This window comes from Sulfitobacter sp. W002 (assembly GCF_025142135.1).
Taxonomy (GTDB): domain Bacteria; phylum Pseudomonadota; class Alphaproteobacteria; order Rhodobacterales; family Rhodobacteraceae; genus Sulfitobacter; species Sulfitobacter profundi.
In genome coordinates, this window is the sequence record NZ_CP081126.1 from 463,102 (window position 1) to 482,500 (window position 19,399).

A 19,399-nucleotide genomic window follows, 5' to 3' on the forward strand; every position below is an offset into this window, starting at 1 on the left:
ACAACGTGCCTTCGTGCCACTTTATGGCGCAACCGTGATGTGCGTTCGCGAGGTTGCACCCAGCCTTACCAAATCGCCTCCCCGCCGGGACGGGCAGACGATGGCCCGGCGCCTGCGGCTTGATTCCGGGCCGGGGTGCCCCGGGCGAAGCGTTTGCTGCACGCCGCGCGCATAAAAAAGGCGGGCCCGAAAGCCCGCCTTCTGCACTACTCGCTAGGTTGAATTATTCCCAGCCGACCGAGTTGAAGATCTTCTGCGCGGTGCCGATGTTCTCGGCCACGTCCGACAGGTTCACCTCGTCGGCTTTGAACTCACCCAACTGCTTGACGCTGTCGGCCAGTTCCACGCCTTCCACGGTGGGGAATTCATCGTTGCCCGCCGAGAAATAGACCTGCGCCTGATCGGAGGCGAGATACTCAAGGAACTTCACCGCGTTCTCACGGTTCGGGGCGTTCTTGGCCACGCCGCCGCCCGAGAGGTTCATATGCGCGCCGTTGCCTTCTTGGTCCGGCCAGATCAGGCCGATCTTGCCAATATCGGCGCTCACGCCGTCGACGTCGGTGCGGATCGCGCGCGCGAAATAGTAGCTGTTGGAGACCGCGATGTCGCACTCACCCGAAACGATGCCGCGCAGCTGGTCGGTGTCGCCGCCTTGGGGTGCGCGCGCCATGTTGTCGACCACGCCCTGCGCCCATTCGGTTGCGGCTTCTTCGCCCTCATGGGTCACGATGGAGGCCAGCAGTGTCTGGTTGTAGGTGTTGGTCGAAGACCGGATGCAGACCTGACCTTTGTAGGCCGGATCGGCAAGATCCATGTAGGTCGCTGGCGGATTGTCCATCGTCTCTTTGTTGTAGAAGATGATCCGCGCGCGTTGGGACAGACCGAACCACTGGTTGTCGTCGTCCTGCAGGTTGCCGGGGATGCGCTCTTCGAGCGTGTCGCTCTCGACCGCTTGCAGCAGGTCCATGTCTTTGGCGCGTTTGAGGCGGCTGGTGTCCACGGTCAGCAGGACGTCGGCGGGAGAGTTCGCGCCTTCGGCTTCCATACGGGCCAGCAGTTCGTCGGCTTTGCCTTCGATGCGGTTGATGGTGATGCCGGTCGCTTCGGTAAAGTCGGAGTAGAGCCGCTCGTCAGTGTCGTAGTGACGCGAAGAGTAGAGATTCAACTCGCCATCGGCCAGCGCAGGAAGGGCCAGCGCCATCAGCGCGGCGGCGGCAGTCGATGTTTTGCAGAAGGTCATATCAGGGTCCTGTTCCATTTGGGATAACTTGACTGAAACAGTAAGAAACAGATTTTATCCGGCCCTGCAACCAATTCCGATAAATTTTGTCGGAAAGCCCCCGGCCGCATGAGGCCGAGGGCTATGCGGTCAGTCTTTGCCGCCGATCTTGTCTTGGGTCTTGGTGTCGAAATCGCTGGCGTCGTGCCGCTCATGCAGTTGCATCGACAGGTCATCGCCGAAGGCGCGGTTGACCATACGGCCCCGGGTCACGGCAGGGCGTGCGTCAATCGCTTCGGCCCAACGCTTGACGTTTTTGTAGGACGTCACGTCAAGGAACTCAGCCGCCGAATAGAGCCGCCCGAGCACCAATTGACCATACCAGCTCCAGATCGCCATATCGGCGATGGAGTATTCATCGGCGAAATACTCATGATCGGCCAAATGCTTGTCCATCACATCAAGCTGACGCTTGGTTTCCATCGCGAAACGGTTGATGGGGTATTCGAACTTCTCTGGGGCGTAGGCGTAGAAATGGCCGAAGCCGCCGCCAAGGTAGGGCGCGCTGCCCATCTGCCAAAAGAGCCACGACAGCGCCTCGGTCCGGCGGGCGGGGTCTTGGGGCAGGAAGGCGCCAAACTTCTCAGCGAGATAGAGCAGGATCGCCCCCGATTCGAAGACCCGCTGGGGCGCATCGCCAGAGTGGTCCATCAGCGCGGGAATTTTGGAATTGGGGTTCACCTCGACAAAGCCCGAACCGAACTGATCGCCCTCGGAAATATCAATCAGCCAAGCGTCGTATTCAGCCGCCTTATGGCCCGCCTCTAGCAGCTCTTCGAACATCACCGTGACTTTGACGCCATTGGGCGTGGCGAGGGAATAAAGCTGAAAGGGATGCTCGCCGACGGGGAGGTCCTTGTCATGGGTCGCACCGGCGATGGGCCGGTTGGTGCTGGCGAATTTGCCGCCGCTTTCTGATTCCCATTTCCAAACCTTTGGGGGCGTATATTCGGGCATGTCCGACATGATGGTCTTCCTTGTTATTCAAGTCTGCTTTGAAGGTGGGGTTTTCCGCCGGGGTTGCAAGCCGTTATCCGCAACGAAAAAGGCCGCCCCCGAAGGAGCGGCCTTTAGTTCTAAAAAGCTGCGAAGCTCAGCCCTGACGGGCTTTGAACCGGCGCTGCGTCTTGTTGATGACGTAAACGCGGCCTTTGCGACGCACAACACGGCAATCGCGATGCCGATTCTTGAGCGAGCGGAGCGAATTGCGAACCTTCATGGTCGTCTCCTCATGTCGTGGCGCGGGCCAGCGCCTGGGTTGCGGGCAACCTGCCAAAGGCAGGTCGATGAATAATGGTGGGCGATACTGGGATCGAACCAGTGACCCCTTCGATGTCAACGAAGTGCTCTACCGCTGAGCTAATCACCCACTTTTAAGCGTTTCCATGCCGGCCCCAAAACTAAATGGGGCGCGAAATTTCGCGCCGTTGGGGTCCTATAAAAGGAGTCGGCGACGGGATCAAGGGCTTTTGGAGCGGAATAAACACGCTATGTTCGACTTAGAGGGAAATATTATGCCGATGACCGCCTACGAAGTACTGCATCCCGACCGAAACCGCTCTTGCGTGGTCTTTGCCTCGCCCCATTCGGGTCGGGATTATGCGGCGTCTTTCCTGCGGCGGTCGGTTTTGGACGAACATGCGATCCGCTCGTCCGAGGATGCTTTTGTCGATCTGTTGTTCGATTGCGCGCCGCTGCATGGGGCCTCTTTCATCAAAGCTGGCGCGCCGCGGGCCTATATCGACCTCAACCGCGCGCCAGAGGAATTGGACCCATCGGTCATCGAAGGGATCCCGCGGCAGGGTCATAACCCGCGCGTGGCCTCGGGGCTTGGGGTGATTCCCCGCGTGGTGGCCAATGGTCGGGCGATTTATCGCGGCAAGCTTTCCCAAGAAGAGGCGCAGCTGCGCATCGACAGCTACTGGCGGCCCTATCACGCGAAACTGCAAGAGTTGCTGAGCGGGGCGCATCGCCGTCACGGGCAGGCGGTGCTGGTCGATTGCCACTCCATGCCGCATGAGGCGATGGACGGTGTGGCACGCGGCGGGATGCGGCGGCCCGATGTCGTGTTGGGCGACCGCTTTGGCGCGGCGGCGGGGGGCGAGGTGGTCGACCGGATCGAAGCGGCCTTTGTCGAGGCGGGGTTCGTGGTGACGCGGAATTCGCCCTTCGCCGGGGCCTATATTACCCAAGCCTATGGCCGTCCCTCGCGCGGGCAGCATGCCGTGCAGGTCGAGATCGACCGGGCGCTCTATATGAACGAGCGGTTGATTCGGCCCAACGGTGCTTTCGAGGCGGTGCAGGCAGCGTTGCAACGTGTGGTGGCCGAAGTGGCGCAGATCGGACAGCAGCGGCTTCCCCTCGCTGCGGAGTAGGTCAGCGCAGGGCGCGGCCTTTCACGATTGCTTTATCGCCGAAACGGCTGCGGATGCTGTCGGCGGCGCGTTCGGCGCGGCTGCGCTGTGCGGCTCCGGGGTCAAGTAGATCGCCGGCCATGTCCGCCCCCTCTGCGCCCGAAAGATCCGATAGCCCCACGCCGATCAGCCGATAAGCGCTATTGTGGTCGACCTGATCGAACAGGGCGCGGGCGGTGCGATAAATGCGGTCGGCCAGTTGCGTTGGATCGTGCAGCGACAGGCGGCGAGACAGCAAAGAGTGATCGGCGCGTTTCAGTTTTAGCGTCACCACTCGGCCTGCCATCTCTTTCGCCTTGGCACGGTCTGCCACCTTTTCCGCCAAGCGCCAGATGTGGGCATCGAGAATCTCTGCATCGCCGGTATCGTCAGAGAATGTCGTCTCATTGCTGATCGACTTCACCGGACGGTGCCGCGACACGCGCCGTTTGTCTTGCCCGCGCGCGAGATGCCACAGCCGGTCGCCCATGCTGCCAAAGCGGGCGATGAGATCGGTCTGGTCCCACCGCAAGAGATCGGAGAAACTGCGGATGCCGGCCTTTTCCAGCGCGGTCTGCGTGGCGGCACCGACGCCCCAGATCATGCCCACCGGTTTGTCGCGCAAAAACGCCGCCGTTTCGCCCGCGCCGATGACAGAGAACCCATGCGGCTTGTCGAGGTCCGAGGCGACCTTGGCCAGAAACTTGTTATGGCTCAGCCCGATGGAACCTGTCAGCCCCAGTTCCACCTTCATCCGCCGCACCAGCCGCGCCAGCATCACCGCCGGGGGCTGGCCGTGCAGCCGCGCGGTGCCGGTCATATCGAGAAAGGCTTCGTCCAGCGACAAGGGCTCAATCGCCGGGGTCATCTCTTCCATCATCGCGCGAATCGCGCGGGAGGCTTCGACATAGACCTCCATTCGTGGCTTAATGATCACCGCCTCGGGGCACAGCTTGAGCGCCTGAAACATCGGCATGGCCGAGCGCACGCCGCGGATCCGCGCGACATAGCAGGCGGTCGACACGACCCCGCGCCGCCCGCCGCCGATGATGACGGGTTTGCCAGCCAGTTCGGGATTGTCGCGTTTTTCGACCGAGGCATAGAAGGCGTCGCAATCCATATGGGCGATGGAGAGGTCAAAGAGTTCCGGGTGGGACAGCACGCGCGGGCTGCCGCAGCGCGGACAGCGCCGCGCCGGCGGGATTTCAGTCAGACAATCGCGACAGAGGGTAGCCATGGGTACACCGGGAGGGCAGGGTTCGGGCGACGATTCTAAACAGATCGCGAGGGATTGAACATGGTCTTTGATGGCGCAAAGCTCGCGCTCTACCTTGGGGAGAAGCTGGCCGTGATCCTGCGCGATGATCTGCCGGGGCTGCTCTTTGCTGATCACTGGGATTTGCCCGGCGGGGGCCGCGAGGGGGATGAGACACCGCTGGCCTGCGCGCTGCGCGAATGCCGCGAAGAGTTGGGGATCGTGGTGCCTGAAGACGCGGTGATCTGGCAAGGCAGTTTTGATGAGGCGGGACGGATCAAATGGTTCTTCGTTGCACGCTTGCCCGCCGAAGCCGAGGCCCAGATCGTCTTTGGCGACGAGGGGCAGCGCTGGCGTTTGATGACGCAGGATGAGTTTCTGACCCACCCCCGCGCGGTGCCCGCATTTCAGGACCGCTTGCGGGTCTATCTGGCGCAAAGCGCGACAGAAAAAGACCAGCACTAGAGGGGGAAATAAAGGCCCCCCGCCTGCGTGAGCGGGGGGAGGTGACGAACATCAGGAAGAACCAGTTCGTCGGGGAGTATCACCTGAGTTCAACATAACATGTTACGCGGTTTTCGCCTAACATTGATGGCCGCCCCCGCGGCGCATCCCGGCGCGCTGTGGTCGATTTGCTACAGGGCGAGGGAGGTTCTTGTTAACGTTCAGAAATTTCCTGAAGCACGGCGCGTGCAGCGGCAGCGGGGTTTTCGGCCTGCCAGATCGGGCGGCCCACCACGATGTGATCGGCGCCATCCGCGATGGCCTGACCGGGGGTGGCGACCCGTTTCTGATCGCCCAATGCGGCACCTTGGGGGCGCACGCCGGGGGTGACGATAAGCTTGCCGTTTGCTTCGGGGAGGGCGCGGATCGCGGCGGCCTCTTGAGGAGAGGCGATGACGCCATCCGCGCCTGCGTCCAACGCGCGGCCCGCACGGGTCAGCACCAGATCGCCCAGATCGCCCGGTTGGATCAGCGCGGCGTCAAGGTCGGCGCGGTCAAGTGAGGTGAGGATCGTGACGGCGAGGATCTTCATGTCGGTGCCGGCGGCACCTTGCTTGGCCGCCGCCACCACATGCGGGTCGCCGTGGACGGTCAGGAAATCCAGATCGAACTGGGCCAGCCCGCGCACCGCCGCCTCTACGGTGGCACCGATGTCAAATAGCTTCATATCAAGGAAGATGCGCTTGCCATGTTCCTGTTTCAGTTCATTGGCCAAGGCCAAGCCGCCGCCCGTCAGCATGCCGAGGCCGATTTTGTAAAAGCCCACCGCATTTCCGAGCTTTTCGGCCAGTTCCAGCCCCGCGACCGCATGTGGAACATCAAGGGCGACAATCAGACGGTCATCAGACATGCGAGGGCTCCTGCCAATTTTCAAACGGCTTTGACCTACGCCGCGGCGCGGGGCAAGTCCATCATTCATGCAATAGGGGCGCAAAAAAATAGGGGCGCAAAAAAGAGGCCCGAACACCGCGTTGCGGGGTCCGGGCCAAGTGATCAGAGACTTAGCAGGCAGGCACTGGTCTCTGGTATGCGGAACGCCACATCGGGACAGATGAGGTGGCAGCAGGTCCGCGGGCAGCCGCGCGGCAGGCAGGTGCCGCACGGAAGAGGGTTAGGCTGCGTCGCGGCCGGGGAGGTCCATGACCTCTTCCAACCAACGCAGCGGATCGAAGCTGCGGCGTCCGGCCCGCTGAGCGGGGACGTGGCGCAGGACTTCGGAACTCAAACCACGCTTCTGGGCGTGGCGGCGGAGCGCTTGACGGGACAGGCCGTCAGCGGCATCGCGGTATGACATGGTAATCGGGGCATCGATGGCACAAGCGTAGCGGCGCAGCTGCTCCCCGTCTTGGACGGTCACCAGCGCTTCGAAACACTGAGTGGCCGCATTGTAGGTGACATCTGTCAACTGGATAGGGCGCGTCTGCATCGTTTCACCTCTTGTGTTCTTCTGAACCTTGGCAGGCTTTGTCGTCCTGCTCTCGTCTGAGGAATAAACGCGAGAGGCAGCCAAATGGTTTCATTATGGTTACACTTTCTGTGGATAAAGGTTAACAATGTATTTATATCAATGGCATAGGATGGTATTTTTTGACGCAAAGTTGCCGTATTTTCGCCTTATTGGCTGAATTCTTCCTATTGGCGGCTTTTTCGGCGGCGGTATTTTGCGCCCGTACGGTCTTGAACCCGCAGCACCGCTTCCCAAATTGATACCGAGGCTCAGACCGCTGCGTGCCACATATCGGGCGCGGCATTTTGGAGCGCTTGTAGAAAAGGAGAGACCCATGGACTTGAGCAAGTTCACGGAAAGATCGCGCGGCTTTATTCAAGCGGCGCAAACCATTGCGACACGGGAAAGCCATCAGCGGCTGTCCCCTGAACATGTACTCAAAGCACTGCTGGACGACGACCAAGGGCTGGCGCGCAACCTGATCGCGGCCTCGGGCGGCGATGGTGCGCGCGTGATGCAGGCGCTTGACCTCGCGCTTGGCAAAATCCCGAAAGTCACCGGCGATGCGGGGCAGGTCTATTTGGACGGCACCACCGCCAAAGTGTTGGCTGAGGCCGAAACCATGGCCAAGAAAGCGGGCGATAGTTTTGTCACTGTCGAACGCATTCTGACCGCGCTTTGCATGGTGAAGTCCGGCGCGAAGACGGCGTTGGAAGCGGGCAAAGTAACGGCCCAAGCCCTGAACACCGCGATCAATGATGTGCGCAAGGGACGCAAGGCCGACAGCGCCACCGCCGAAGACAGCTATGAGGCTTTGGAGAAATACAGCCTCGACCTGACCGCGCGGGCCGAAGAGGGCAAGATTGACCCTATCATTGGCCGGGATGAGGAAATCCGCCGCGCGATGCAGGTGCTGAGCCGCCGGACCAAGAACAACCCGGTGCTGATCGGTGAGCCGGGTGTGGGTAAGACCGCCATTGCCGAAGGCTTGGCCCTGCGGATCGTGCACGGTGACGTGCCTGAATCGCTGCGCAACAAACGCCTGCTCGCGCTCGACATGGGCGCGTTGATCGCCGGGGCGAAATACCGTGGCGAGTTCGAGGAGCGGCTGAAGGCGGTTCTGACCGAGGTGACCGAAGCCGCGGGCGAGGTGATCTTGTTCATTGACGAGATGCACACGCTGGTCGGTGCCGGTAAGGCCGACGGCGCGATGGATGCGTCGAACCTGCTGAAACCTGCGCTGGCGCGGGGGGAGCTGCACTGTGTGGGTGCCACCACGCTCGAAGAATACCGCAAATATGTCGAGAAAGACGCAGCACTTGCGCGGCGGTTCCAGCCAGTAATCGTGCAGGAGCCGACGGTGGAGGACACCGTTTCGATCCTGCGTGGCATCAAAGAGAAGTATGAGTTGCACCACGGTGTGCGCATTTCCGACACTGCGCTGGTCGCGGCGGCGACGCTGAGCCATCGCTACATCACCGACCGTTTCCTGCCCGACAAGGCGATCGACCTGATGGACGAGGCCGCGAGCCGTCTGCGGATGGAAGTCGACAGCAAGCCTGAAGAACTGGACGCGCTGGACCGTCAGATCCTGCAGCTTCAGATCGAGGCCGAAGCGCTGAAGAAAGAAGATGATACCGCGTCCAAGGATCGGCTGGAAGCTTTGCAGAAAGACCTGAGCGATCTGCAGGACCGCAGCGCCGAGATGACAGCGCAGTGGCAGGCCGAGCGGGACAAGCTGGCCGGTGCGCGCGACATCAAGGAAAAGCTGGATCATGCGCGGGCCGACCTCGACATTGCCAAACGCGAAGGCAACCTCGCGCGCGCGGGCGAGCTATCTTACGGCGTGATCCCGCAGTTGGAGCGCGACCTTGAGGCCGCCGAGGGCCGCGAAGACGACATGATGGTCGAAGAGGCCGTGCGCCCGGATCAGATTGCCAGCGTCGTCGAGCGTTGGACCGGTATCCCTGCGGGCAAAATGCTTGAAGGGGAGCGGGACAAGCTGTTGCGGATGGAAGAGCAGTTGCATGATCGGGTGATCGGTCAGAGCGCGGCTGTCAAAGCGGTCGCCAATGCCGTGCGCCGCGCGCGGGCTGGGCTGAATGACGAAAACCGCCCGCTTGGCAGCTTCCTCTTCCTCGGGCCGACTGGCGTGGGTAAGACCGAATTGACCAAGGCCGTGGCCGAGTTTCTCTTTGACGACGACAATGCGATGGTTCGCATCGACATGTCCGAGTTCATGGAGAAGCATTCGGTGGCCCGTCTGATCGGTGCCCCTCCGGGCTATGTCGGCTATGACGAGGGCGGTGTGCTGACCGAAGCGGTGCGGCGGCGTCCTTATCAGGTCGTGCTTTTTGATGAGGTCGAAAAGGCGCATCCGGATGTCTTCAACGTGCTGCTGCAGGTGCTCGACGATGGTGTGCTGACCGATGGTCAGGGCCGCACGGTCGACTTCAAGCAGACGCTGATCATTCTGACCTCAAACCTCGGGGCGCAGGCGCTGAGCCAACTACCCGAAGGCGGCGACATGGCCGGGGCCAAGCGCGACGTGATGGACGCGGTCCGGGCGCATTTCCGGCCTGAGTTCCTGAACCGTCTGGACGAGACAATCATCTTTGACCGTCTGGGCCGTGCGGATATGGACGGGATCGTCGATATCCAGATGGCACGCCTGCTCAAGCGGCTTGCGGGGCGGAAGATCACGCTTGATCTGGATGACGCCGCGCGCAAGTGGTTGGCTGACGAAGGCTATGATCCGGTCTTTGGGGCGCGGCCCCTCAAGCGGGTGATCCAGCGCACCGTGCAGGATCCGCTGGCCGAGATGCTGCTGGCCGGAGACGTGAAGGACGGCGATACCGTCACCGTCCGCGCCGGGACCGATGGTTTGATCATTGGCGATCAGGTGGCCGCGTCGAACCGGCCCAAACCGGATGATGCCACGGTGCATTAAACGCCCAAGACATTAAGAAAGGCCGGGGTTATCCCGGCCTTTTCGCTTGGACTAAAACCCGCGAAAGGCGCCCATTATTCGCCAATCGCTTCTTTCACGATTGCGTCTAGCAGGCTCTGCACCTCTTGCATGGCTCCTTCGGGAAAGGCGCGGTAGCCGACGGTCACTTCGTCACTCTCAGGCAATTGCATGACGAAAATGTCGTAGGGGCAAAAGCCGATGTTCATCACATCCGCCTCCATCACTTTGCGCGACAGCGCGGCGGAGCAAAAGCTGAACACCTCCGCCGCCTCGAACAGCACCACGTCAGAGCCGACATCCGCGCGGGTGCGGTCCAGCATCTCACCCACATGGCTGACGTTTTCGGGGATCAGCCCTTGGTTCAGGATCGCATTCTCCACCCCAAAGGTCACATCGCCGTAGCTCTGATCCGTGGTATAGGTCACCATCTCATCCGCCTGCGCGGCGCTGGCCAGCATCAGACCGGCGGCAAAAAGGAAACGGATCATGGCAGCACTCCTTTAATAACGGCGCCTGACATTTCGGTGTGCTGGCTGAAATCCGGGCGAAAGGATTTGGTGCCACCCGCGGCGGGCGCTAACTTCTATTGAGTATAGTAGGGAGTGCTGAAATGGCCAATCGTTGGATCAATCGACTGACAGACCGAGACGTAACCGACGAGGCGCAGTACTTTAACCGGCGTCAGATCATGGGCGGCGCGATGGCAGGGCTGGGTCTTGCCAGCTTGGGGCAGGGGGCCATGGCCCAAGAGGGGCTGACCCCGAATGACTATGAGGACATCACCCAATACAACAATTACTACGAATTCGGCACCGGCAAGGGTGACCCCGCGAAATACGCAGGGAGCCTGACGACCAAGCCGTGGTCAGTGGCCATCGAAGGGATGGTCGACAAGCCGGGCGATTACGCTTTTGAGGACATCATGAAGGCCATGACAGTCGAAGAGCGCATCTACCGCCTGCGCTGCGTCGAAGCTTGGTCGATGGTGGTGCCGTGGAACGGGTTCGAGTTGGCCGATCTCCTGAATATGGCCGGGGTGCAATCCGGTGCGAAATACGTCGCGTTCGAGACCGCCTACCGGCCTGAGGAAATGCCCGGCGTCCGCTTCCCCGTGCTCGACTGGCCCTATGTCGAAGGGCTGCGTCTGGATGAGGCGATGCACCCGCTGACAATCATGGCCACCGGCATCTATGGCAAAGACATCCCAAACCAGAACGGCGCGCCCCTGCGTTTGGTGGTGCCATGGAAATATGGCTACAAGTCGATCAAATCCGTCGTGCGGATCACCCTGACCGACAAACAGCCGCCCACCAGCTGGAACAAGGCCGCGCCGCGGGAATACGGCTTCTACAGTAACGTAAACCCCGAAGTGAGCCATCCACGCTGGTCGCAGGCCGATGAGCGCCCCATCGGTGGCGGGCTGTTTGCGCGGCGTCAGCCGACGCTGATGTTCAACGGCTACGAAGAAGAGGTGGCAGGGCTCTACGAGGGCATGGACCTGACCGCGAACTTCTGATGCGCGACACACTATATATGCACAGAAATTTTGACCGCCTCGGCGGACGCGCGTTGCCCGGGCTGGCCGGCTGATGGCGGGGGCGATTGATACTCTGAACAGTCTCGCCCGGCGCGTTCCGATCTGGTCCGTCTATCTGCTTCTGGCCCTGCCGATCCCGTGGTTCTTCTATCAGGGGCTCAACGGTGGGCTGGGTCGTGACCCGGTGAAAGGGCTGGAGCATCTCTATGGCCTATGGGCGCTGCGCCTTTTGATTGCTGGGCTGATTGTCACTCCCCTACGCCGGACACTTGGGCTGAACTTGCTGCGCTTTCGCCGGGCCATTGGCGTTATGACATTTGTCTATGCGCTTGCGCATCTCACAGTCTGGGCCGTGTTGGATGTACAGACGCTCTCGCGAGTCTGGGCGGATATTCTAAAGCGGCCTTATATCACCATCGGTATGGCGGGGTTCCTCTGTCTGATCCCCTTGGCGGCAACCTCCAACAACTGGTCCCTGCGCAAGCTTGGCGCCCGCTGGCGCAAACTCCACCGTCTTACCTATGCCGCGGCGCTGCTGGCGGCGCTTCATTTTATGTGGCTGGCAAAGGGTCTTCAATTGGAGCCGCTGATCTACGCCGGAGTGATCTTGGCGCTTTTAATCTACCGCCTCCCGTTCAAGCGCATCCGGCAGAGGCTTTCGCAGGGCGGGGTGAATTGGATTCGCAGTTAGAAGCCGTGATTCACGCCCCTGAATCGCACCTATCGGCTCTATGGCCTGTGGATAACTGGTGGCGTTAACATAATGGGGCTGCGCAAGGAGGAGGTGGGCAGGATTTCGCAAATGATGTCAGGTGCTAAGTCGCTGTTTTAACATGGTTTTTAAGTCGTTTCACAAAAACTCCACAAAACCTCAAAAAATGGGTTGCGGGTTTCTGTCACTCGCCTTAGAACCCCCTCTACCGGCGGCGCAGAGATGCAGCGACGGGGCGCTAGACGGGGCGGACGGAAGCGGAGACGCTGGGTTCGGTTCGGAAGGTGGATAAAAATTCGAGGTACTAGAGGCGGGGCGCGCCAAGGTTATAGGGCGCATCTCAGTTTCTTTTGTCTCAACGCTGTTTGAAAATTTGATATCTGAAGAGATATGTGGGCGGTTTGGTTCATTCGATGGATCTACGTCTGTATATCGCGCTCTTAGGGTTTAGGCCCGATGATAGAGTGTCAGCTTCACTGTTTGGACGGCTTTCGACTACTTTGTAGTCTCAAGCACAACAAACAGAGAATGGCTTGTATCTTTCAGTAAGGGATACAGGTCGATGTGCAGAGGTTCGACGTCAAGGATAAGCTAGCAATAGCTTTTCAACTTGAGAGTTTGATCCTGGCTCAGAACGAACGCTGGCGGCAGGCCTAACACATGCAAGTCGAGCGAGACCTTCGGGTCTAGCGGCGGACGGGTTAGTAACGCGTGGGAACGTGCCCTTCTCTGCGGAATAGCCACTGGAAACGGTGAGTAATACCGCATACGCCCTTCGGGGGAAAGATTTATCGGAGAAGGATCGGCCCGCGTTAGATTAGATAGTTGGTGGGGTAATGGCCTACCAAGTCTACGATCTATAGCTGGTTTTAGAGGATGATCAGCAACACTGGGACTGAGACACGGCCCAGACTCCTACGGGAGGCAGCAGTGGGGAATCTTAGACAATGGGCGCAAGCCTGATCTAGCCATGCCGCGTGTGTGATGAAGGTCTTAGGATCGTAAAGCACTTTCGCCAGGGATGATAATGACAGTACCTGGTAAAGAAACCCCGGCTAACTCCGTGCCAGCAGCCGCGGTAATACGGAGGGGGTTAGCGTTGTTCGGAATTACTGGGCGTAAAGCGTACGTAGGCGGATCAGAAAGTAAGGGGTGAAATCCCAGGGCTCAACCCTGGAACTGCCTCTTAAACTCCTGGTCTTGAGTTCGAGAGAGGTGAGTGGAATTCCAAGTGTAGAGGTGAAATTCGTAGATATTTGGAGGAACACCAGTGGCGAAGGCGGCTCACTGGCTCGATACTGACGCTGAGGTACGAAAGTGTGGGGAGCAAACAGGATTAGATACCCTGGTAGTCCACACCGTAAACGATGAATGCCAGTCGTCGGGCAGTATACTGTTCGGTGACACACCTAACGGATTAAGCATTCCGCCTGGGGAGTACGGTCGCAAGATTAAAACTCAAAGGAATTGACGGGGGCCCGCACAAGCGGTGGAGCATGTGGTTTAATTCGAAGCAACGCGCAGAACCTTACCAACCCTTGACATCCTGTGCTAACCCGAGAGATCGGGCGTCCACTTCGGTGGCGCAGTGACAGGTGCTGCATGGCTGTCGTCAGCTCGTGTCGTGAGATGTTCGGTTAAGTCCGGCAACGAGCGCAACCCACATCCTTAGTTGCCAGCAGTTCGGCTGGGCACTCTAAGGAAACTGCCCGTGATAAGCGGGAGGAAGGTGTGGATGACGTCAAGTCCTCATGGCCCTTACGGGTTGGGCTACACACGTGCTACAATGGCAGTGACAATGGGTTAATCCCCAAAAGCTGTCTCAGTTCGGATTGGGGTCTGCAACTCGACCCCATGAAGTCGGAATCGCTAGTAATCGTGGAACAGCATGCCACGGTGAATACGTTCCCGGGCCTTGTACACACCGCCCGTCACACCATGGGAGTTGGTTCTACCCGACGGCCGTGCGCCAACCTTTCGAGGAGGCAGCGGACCACGGTAGGATCAGCGACTGGGGTGAAGTCGTAACAAGGTAGCCGTAGGGGAACCTGCGGCTGGATCACCTCCTTTCTAAGGATGTTCCTAGCCAGATGAGCTTGCTCATCTCATGGAACACTTAGCAGGTCGGCATACAAAGCCGGCCATATTTAGAACCGAGCCGTCCTCATATCTCTTCAGAAAATAGGTCCTGCGCTGAACGCGTAGGTCTCAAAAGTTTGGGGCCTTAGCTCAGCTGGGAGAGCGCCTGATTTGCATTCAGGAGGTCAGGAGTTCGATCCTCCTAGGCTCCACCAAGCCTTTTGCAGAGCAAAAGGCGTCGCCCTGGCAGTCGTTGCGCAGCAACGATGAGAAGGGCAGGCCAGCCACAAACCAGGTCTTACTATCACACGCTGGCACAACTCGCACATTGCTTCGCAATATGCTGTTTGTGCGACGTGCGCGCCTCCGGCGCACACTGGGTCGGTAGCTCAGGTGGTTAGAGCGCACGCCTGATAAGCGTGAGGTCGGAGGTTCAAGTCCTCCTCGACCCACCATCTTCCCTAAGGTGGTACACGGAACATACCTTCAAGCACATACAGTGTGTTTGAACGTCTGTTCCCGGATGAAGCATCGCTTCGTCCTTCAGACGAATTGACATCGTAAAGAGAGATACTAACAACATGTTTGATCGCCCCGCGTTAGGGGATGATCTCGGTTGCTGCCCCTCGGGGCCGGTGTTTGACGGGCTGTTTCCTCGGCCTTTCAGACATATCGCGACCGAAACGAATATGTTGTCCAAGTCAAGTACACTAACCAGAGCGATGACGCGGACCTCCTGCACGGACGGTTCGCTATCTGCATCGCTCATTGTCCAGACGAATGTCTGGGCGGGTAAAAGTATGCTTTTGATACAGGATAAAGAGGATCAGTTTCTTACCAGCTTCTGATCTTCGCGCGAGACGCTAAGTCTTGCTTTTTCTGGATCAAATCAAGCGCGAAAAGGGCGTTTGGTGAATGCCTTGGCAGTAAGAGGCGATGAAAGACGTGATACTCTGCGATAAGCCATGGGGAGCTGAGAATAAGCTTTGATCCATGGATTTCTGAATGGGGCAACCCACCTGATACTTTGTTATTACTGCACTTCGGTGCAGCTAATAACTTGGTAAACCAGGTATTTTTAGGCTGAATATATAGGCTTAAAAAGGCAAACCCGGGGAACTGAAACATCTAAGTACCCGGAGGAAAGGAAATCAATATGATACTCCCCTAGTAGCGGCGAGCGAACGGGGACCAGCCGAGCCATGAGTGTGGTTAGAATGCGTTGGAATGCGCAACCAGAGTGGGTGATAGTCCCGTATAAGAAGCATGATTGGACGTATTAAGTAGGGCGGAACACGTGAAATTCTGTCTGAAGATCGGAGGACCACCTTCGAAGGCTAAGTACTCCTTACTGACCGATAGTGAACCAGTACCGTGAGGGAAAGGTGAAAAGCACCCCGACGAGGGGAGTGAAACAGTACCTGAAACCGAACGCCTACAAACAGTTGGAGGGACCTTGCGTCCTGACAGCGTACCTTTTGTATAATGGGTCATCGACTTGGTCTCACGAGCAAGCTTAAGCCGTTAGGTGTAGGCGTAGCGAAAGCGAGTCTTAATAGGGCGTTGAGTTCGTGGGATCAGACCCGAAACCGAGTGATCTAGGCATGGCCAGGTTGAAGATAAGGTAACACTTATTGGAGGACCGAACCCACATCTGTTGAAAAAGATCGGGATGAGCTGTGCCTAGGGGTGAAAGGCCAATCAAACTCGGAGATAGCTGGTTCTCTGCGAAATCTATTTAGGTAGAGCGTCGACCGAATACCCTCGGGGGTAGAGCACTGGATGGGTAATGGGGCCCCACAGGCTTACTGATCCTAACCAAACTCCGAATACCGAGGAGTACTAGTCGGCAGACACACGGCGAATGCTAACGTCCGTCGTGAAGAGGGAAACAACCCTAACCTCCAGCTAAGGCCCCTAATTCATGGCTAAGTGGGAAAGCAGGTGAGACGACCAAAACAACCAGGAGGTTGGCTTAGAAGCAGCCATCCTTTAAAGATAGCGTAACAGCTCACTGGTCTAAATAAGTTGTCTTGCGGCGAAGATGTAACGGGGCTCAAGCCATGAGCCGAAGCTGAGGATGCATTTATTGCATGGTAGCAGAGCGTAGTGTGACATAGTTCCATGTGTCCTTATCGTCCCTCGGGACGTATTGGACACAAGGAGCTTTCTGTGAAGCTGGCGCGTGAGCGATCCGGTGGAGAGATCACTAGTGAGAATGATGACATGAGTAGCGACAAAGAGTGTGAGAGACACTCTCGCCGAAAGTCCAAGGGTTCCTGCTTAAAGCTAATCTGAGCAGGGTAAGCCGACCCCTAAGGCGAGGCCGAAAGGCGTAGTCGATGGGAACCAGGTTAATATTCCTGGGCCAGATGGAAGTGACGGATCTCGAGGGTAGTTCATCCTTATCGGATTGAATGGGCTGCTTAGAGGTCCCTGGAAATAGCTCCATCGCTAGATCGTACCCTAAACCGACACAGGTGGACAGGTAGAGAATACCAAGGCGCTTGAGAGAACTATGTTGAAGGAACTCGGCAAAATACCTCCGTAAGTTCGCGAGAAGGAGGCCCGGTTTCTAGGCAACTAGAGGCTGGGGGCACAAACCAGGGGGTGGCGACTGTTTATTAAAAACACAGGGCTCTGCGAAGTCGCAAGACGACGTATAGGGTCTGACGCCTGCCCGGTGCCTGAAGGTTAAAAGGAGGGGTGAGAGCTCTGAATTGAAGCCCAGGTAAACGGCGGCCGTAACTATAACGGTCCTAAGGTAGCGAAATTCCTTGTCGGGTAAGTTCCGACCTGCACGAATGGCGTAACGACTTCCCCGCTGTCTCCAACATAGACTCAGCGAAATTGAATTACCGGTCAAGATGCCGGTTACCCGCGGTTAGACGGAAAGACCCCGTGCACCTTTACTACAGCTTCACACTGGCATTAGGCCGAACATGTGCAGGATAGGTGGTGGGCTTTGAAACCGAGACGCCAGTCTCGGTGGAGCCTCCCTTGAGATACCACCCTTGTTCTGCTTGATGTCTAACCGCGGACCGTTATCCGGTTCCGGGACCCTGTGTGGCGGGTAGTTTGACTGGGGCGGTCGCCTCCTAAATCGTAACGGAGGCGCGCGAAGGTTGGCTCAGAGCGGTCGGAAATCGCTCGTTGAGTGCAATGGCAGAAGCCAGCCTGACTGCGAGACTGACAAGTCGAGCAGAGTCGAAAGACGGCCATAGTGATCCGGTGGTCCCAAGTGGGAGGGCCATCGCTCAACGGATAAAAGGTACGCCGGGGATAACAGGCTGATACTGCCCAAGAGTCCATATCGACGGCAGTGTTTGGCACCTCGATGTCGGCTCATCTCATCCTGGGGCTGGAGCAGGTCCCAAGGGTACGGCTGTTCGCCGTTTAAAGAGGTACGTGAGCTGGGTTTAGAACGTCGTGAGACAGTTCGGTCCCTATCTTCCGTGGGTGTAGGATACTTGAGAGGAGTTGCCCCTAGTACGAGAGGACCGGGGTGAACGATCCACTGGTGGACCAGTTGTTATGCCAATAGCAGTGCTGGGTAGCTATGATCGGACAGGATAACCGCTGAAGGCATCTAAGCGGGAAGCCCCCCTCAAAACAAGGTATCCCTGAGAGCCGAGGTAGACCACCTCGTCGATAGGCCAGAGATGTAAGCGTGGTAACACGTTCAGTTGACTGGTACTAATTGCTCGATAGGCTTGATTTGATCCAGTAGAAGCAAGACTGCTTAACTGGGCAAAAGCATACACATACAATCAGTGGTACTTGACTTGGACAAAAACACGCTTTGCGCTCCAATGGAGACGGTGCGGGAACGGGCATCCTTCGGATACCCCGCCTCCCGCCGTCGCTCTGCTGCGCAGAGCGCTGTATCAGGAATTTATTTGGTTTGGTGATCATAGCGCGAGCAAAACACCTGGTCCCATCCCGAACCCAGCCGTTAAGTGCCGTAGCGCCGATGGTACTGCGTCTTAAGACGTGGGAGAGTAGGTCATCGCCAAACCTAATAAGTTCCTGATATTAAGTATCTCTCGACGATGAACAGAATAACAAAACCGCCGCAGCTATAAAGCTGCGGCGGTTTTGTGCTTGGCGGGCGAATGGAGCGTTATCGGCACGTCTCTGTGCCCCCAAACTCACGCGCGAACTTTGGCGGGACCGTCGACGTTGTCGGCGTTCACCGCGTGAGCGCCACCACCGGCGAGGGGGGCTCCATCGTCCATTTTCGCTGTTTGGTGTCCCATCTACGTGTGGAACGCCGATTGAAGGACTGTTGTGATCCGCCGCATTGCCTCCATCTCAGAATTGCTCCCCCGCCGTCTTAGCGAAACACCAAGCTGGCTCTTGAGATGCCGCATTTCTTACATTTAGAATTGCTCCCCTGCCGCTCGAACGGAATTCCCAAGCTGGGACTCGCAGTGTCACCTCGATTCATAGAGAATCCGGCTCTATCCTTCTTAGGATTGGGAGTGGACCTGTCCCGCTTTTGTGCCGCTCCAAGGGCTCGTTTAAGCCACCTTCCGTTCAAAAGCGACCGGGCTTTTCCAGCCTAATGCTGAGTGTCGGCGGCGCGGATTGTAGAACCCGTTGATGTATTCGAAGATCGCTAATCTCGGCTTTGCGCCGTGTCTCCCAAGGATGCCGCTAGATCAGTTCGGCTTTGATCGTCTTGAAGAACGTCTCGACTGCCGCATTGTCGTAGCAATTGCCCTTCTCAGACATCGACACCTTGAACCCATGTTGGCGCAGGATCTTCTGGTAGTCGTGTGAACAATATTGCGACCCACGATCAGTTTGGTGAATGCAGCCCCTGGGCGGTGTCCTGAATGCGATGGCCATGTTCAGCGCCCTGATTGCCAGGTTCCGTTTCATGCGATTGCTGCAACATTGCCCGGCAGTGCATAGCACAGCAATGTCACGAGAGAGGGCCCAGCCGATGACCCTTCGGGAATGCAGGTCCAATATAACAGCCAGATACAACCAACCCTCGCTTGTCCAAATATAACTGATGTCGCCAACCTATTTCTGGTTTGGCGCATCTGCCGTGAAGTCACGATCCAACAGATTGGGCGCGATGTTGAACTTGTGATCGCTACCCCCCTCTCGGCAGATTGCTCCGCAATCGCCTGCCGGGCAATGGTTTTGACCTTGTGCTTACGTGTTCGCGCAATAGATATGCCATTCAGGCGCATCCACTGCCCGGCAGT

The 19,399-nt window shown here is 58.2% G+C and carries 12 protein-coding genes, 3 tRNA genes, 3 rRNA genes and 1 pseudogene (1 of these 19 cut by a window edge); 10 read left to right on the top strand and 9 right to left on the bottom strand.

The window, feature by feature from the left end:
- Window positions 1–223: 223 nt before the first annotated feature.
- The 4 genes from K3758_RS02300 to K3758_RS02315 form a co-directional block, all read right to left on the bottom strand.
- Window positions 224–1,240 (bottom strand): Fe(3+) ABC transporter substrate-binding protein, encoded by a 1,017-nt coding sequence (locus tag K3758_RS02300; protein ID WP_132444155.1) that lies wholly within the window; start codon window positions 1,238–1,240, stop codon window positions 224–226.
- A gap of 129 nt (window positions 1,241–1,369) precedes the next feature.
- Window positions 1,370–2,245, bottom strand: a complete 876-nt coding sequence (gene yghU, locus K3758_RS02305) for a glutathione-dependent disulfide-bond oxidoreductase (RefSeq protein WP_259947307.1) — start codon at window positions 2,243–2,245, stop codon at window positions 1,370–1,372.
- A 127-nt stretch (window positions 2,246–2,372) separates the two neighbouring features.
- The gene (gene ykgO / locus K3758_RS02310) at window positions 2,373–2,498 is read right to left on the bottom strand and encodes a type B 50S ribosomal protein L36 (RefSeq protein ID WP_005850168.1); all 126 of its coding nucleotides are present in this window, start codon (window positions 2,496–2,498) and stop codon (window positions 2,373–2,375) included.
- 75 nt (window positions 2,499–2,573) lie between these two features.
- Window positions 2,574–2,648, bottom strand: a tRNA-Val gene (locus K3758_RS02315).
- Between the two features lie 145 nt (window positions 2,649–2,793).
- On the opposite strand from K3758_RS02315, the gene K3758_RS02320 reads away from it, so the two are divergent.
- Window positions 2,794–3,654: an N-formylglutamate amidohydrolase gene (locus tag K3758_RS02320; RefSeq protein WP_067630037.1), complete on the top strand. Its 861-nt coding sequence runs from the start codon at window positions 2,794–2,796 to the stop codon at window positions 3,652–3,654.
- A gap of 1 nt (window position 3,655) precedes the next feature.
- Here K3758_RS02320 and K3758_RS02325 read toward each other — a convergent pair whose 3' ends face one another.
- Window positions 3,656–4,909, bottom strand: coding sequence for a DNA polymerase IV (locus K3758_RS02325; RefSeq protein WP_259947309.1), 1,254 nt, complete (start codon window positions 4,907–4,909; stop codon window positions 3,656–3,658).
- Window positions 4,910–4,969: 60 nt separating this feature from the next.
- On the opposite strand from K3758_RS02325, the gene K3758_RS02330 reads away from it, so the two are divergent.
- A complete protein-coding gene (locus K3758_RS02330) occupies window positions 4,970–5,392 on the top strand; it encodes an NUDIX hydrolase (protein ID WP_259947311.1) in 423 nt (140 codons plus the stop codon).
- Between the two features lie 193 nt (window positions 5,393–5,585).
- On the opposite strand, the gene pyrF is transcribed toward K3758_RS02330, so the two are convergent.
- Together pyrF and K3758_RS02340 are read right to left on the bottom strand one after the other, a co-directional pair.
- Complete coding sequence (pyrF, locus tag K3758_RS02335) at window positions 5,586–6,281, bottom strand: orotidine-5'-phosphate decarboxylase (protein WP_259947313.1); 696 nt, start codon at window positions 6,279–6,281, stop codon at window positions 5,586–5,588.
- Between the two features lie 261 nt (window positions 6,282–6,542).
- Entirely contained in the window at window positions 6,543–6,857 is a 315-nt protein-coding gene (locus K3758_RS02340; RefSeq protein WP_067942287.1) for an orotidine 5-phosphate decarboxylase, read from the bottom strand.
- Window positions 6,858–7,212: 355 nt separating this feature from the next.
- Between K3758_RS02340 and clpB the strand changes: the two genes are divergently transcribed.
- Window positions 7,213–9,828, top strand: coding sequence for an ATP-dependent chaperone ClpB (gene clpB, locus K3758_RS02345; RefSeq protein WP_259947317.1), 2,616 nt, complete (start codon window positions 7,213–7,215; stop codon window positions 9,826–9,828).
- Window positions 9,829–9,902: 74 nt separating this feature from the next.
- Here the strand turns inward: clpB and K3758_RS02350 are convergent, their stop codons facing one another.
- On the bottom strand, window positions 9,903–10,337 hold the full coding sequence (locus tag K3758_RS02350) for a DUF302 domain-containing protein (RefSeq protein WP_259947319.1): 435 nt from the start codon (window positions 10,335–10,337) through the stop codon (window positions 9,903–9,905).
- A gap of 122 nt (window positions 10,338–10,459) precedes the next feature.
- On the opposite strand from K3758_RS02350, the gene msrP reads away from it, so the two are divergent.
- From msrP to rrf, 7 genes are all read left to right on the top strand, one after another.
- The gene (gene msrP, locus K3758_RS02355; RefSeq protein ID WP_259947321.1) at window positions 10,460–11,365 is read left to right on the top strand and encodes a protein-methionine-sulfoxide reductase catalytic subunit MsrP; all 906 of its coding nucleotides are present in this window, start codon (window positions 10,460–10,462) and stop codon (window positions 11,363–11,365) included.
- A gap of 73 nt (window positions 11,366–11,438) precedes the next feature.
- Entirely contained in the window at window positions 11,439–12,077 is a 639-nt protein-coding gene (gene msrQ / locus K3758_RS02360) for a protein-methionine-sulfoxide reductase heme-binding subunit MsrQ (RefSeq protein ID WP_259947323.1), read from the top strand.
- Window positions 12,078–12,704: 627 nt separating this feature from the next.
- Window positions 12,705–14,168, top strand: a 16S ribosomal RNA gene (locus K3758_RS02365).
- 148 nt (window positions 14,169–14,316) lie between these two features.
- Window positions 14,317–14,392: transfer RNA gene (locus K3758_RS02370), tRNA-Ala, on the top strand.
- A gap of 163 nt (window positions 14,393–14,555) precedes the next feature.
- Window positions 14,556–14,632: transfer RNA gene (locus K3758_RS02375), tRNA-Ile, on the top strand.
- A gap of 432 nt (window positions 14,633–15,064) precedes the next feature.
- Window positions 15,065–17,898: ribosomal RNA gene (locus K3758_RS02380) — 23S ribosomal RNA — on the top strand.
- Between the two features lie 182 nt (window positions 17,899–18,080).
- A 5S ribosomal RNA gene (gene rrf, locus K3758_RS02385) occupies window positions 18,081–18,195 on the top strand.
- Together the 16S, 23S and 5S rRNA genes with 2 tRNA genes alongside form the textbook arrangement of a ribosomal RNA operon.
- Window positions 18,196–18,700: 505 nt before the next feature.
- Here the strand turns inward: rrf and K3758_RS02390 are convergent.
- Window positions 18,701–19,399, bottom strand: a pseudogene (locus K3758_RS02390) (IS3 family transposase); it runs 551 nt beyond the window's last position.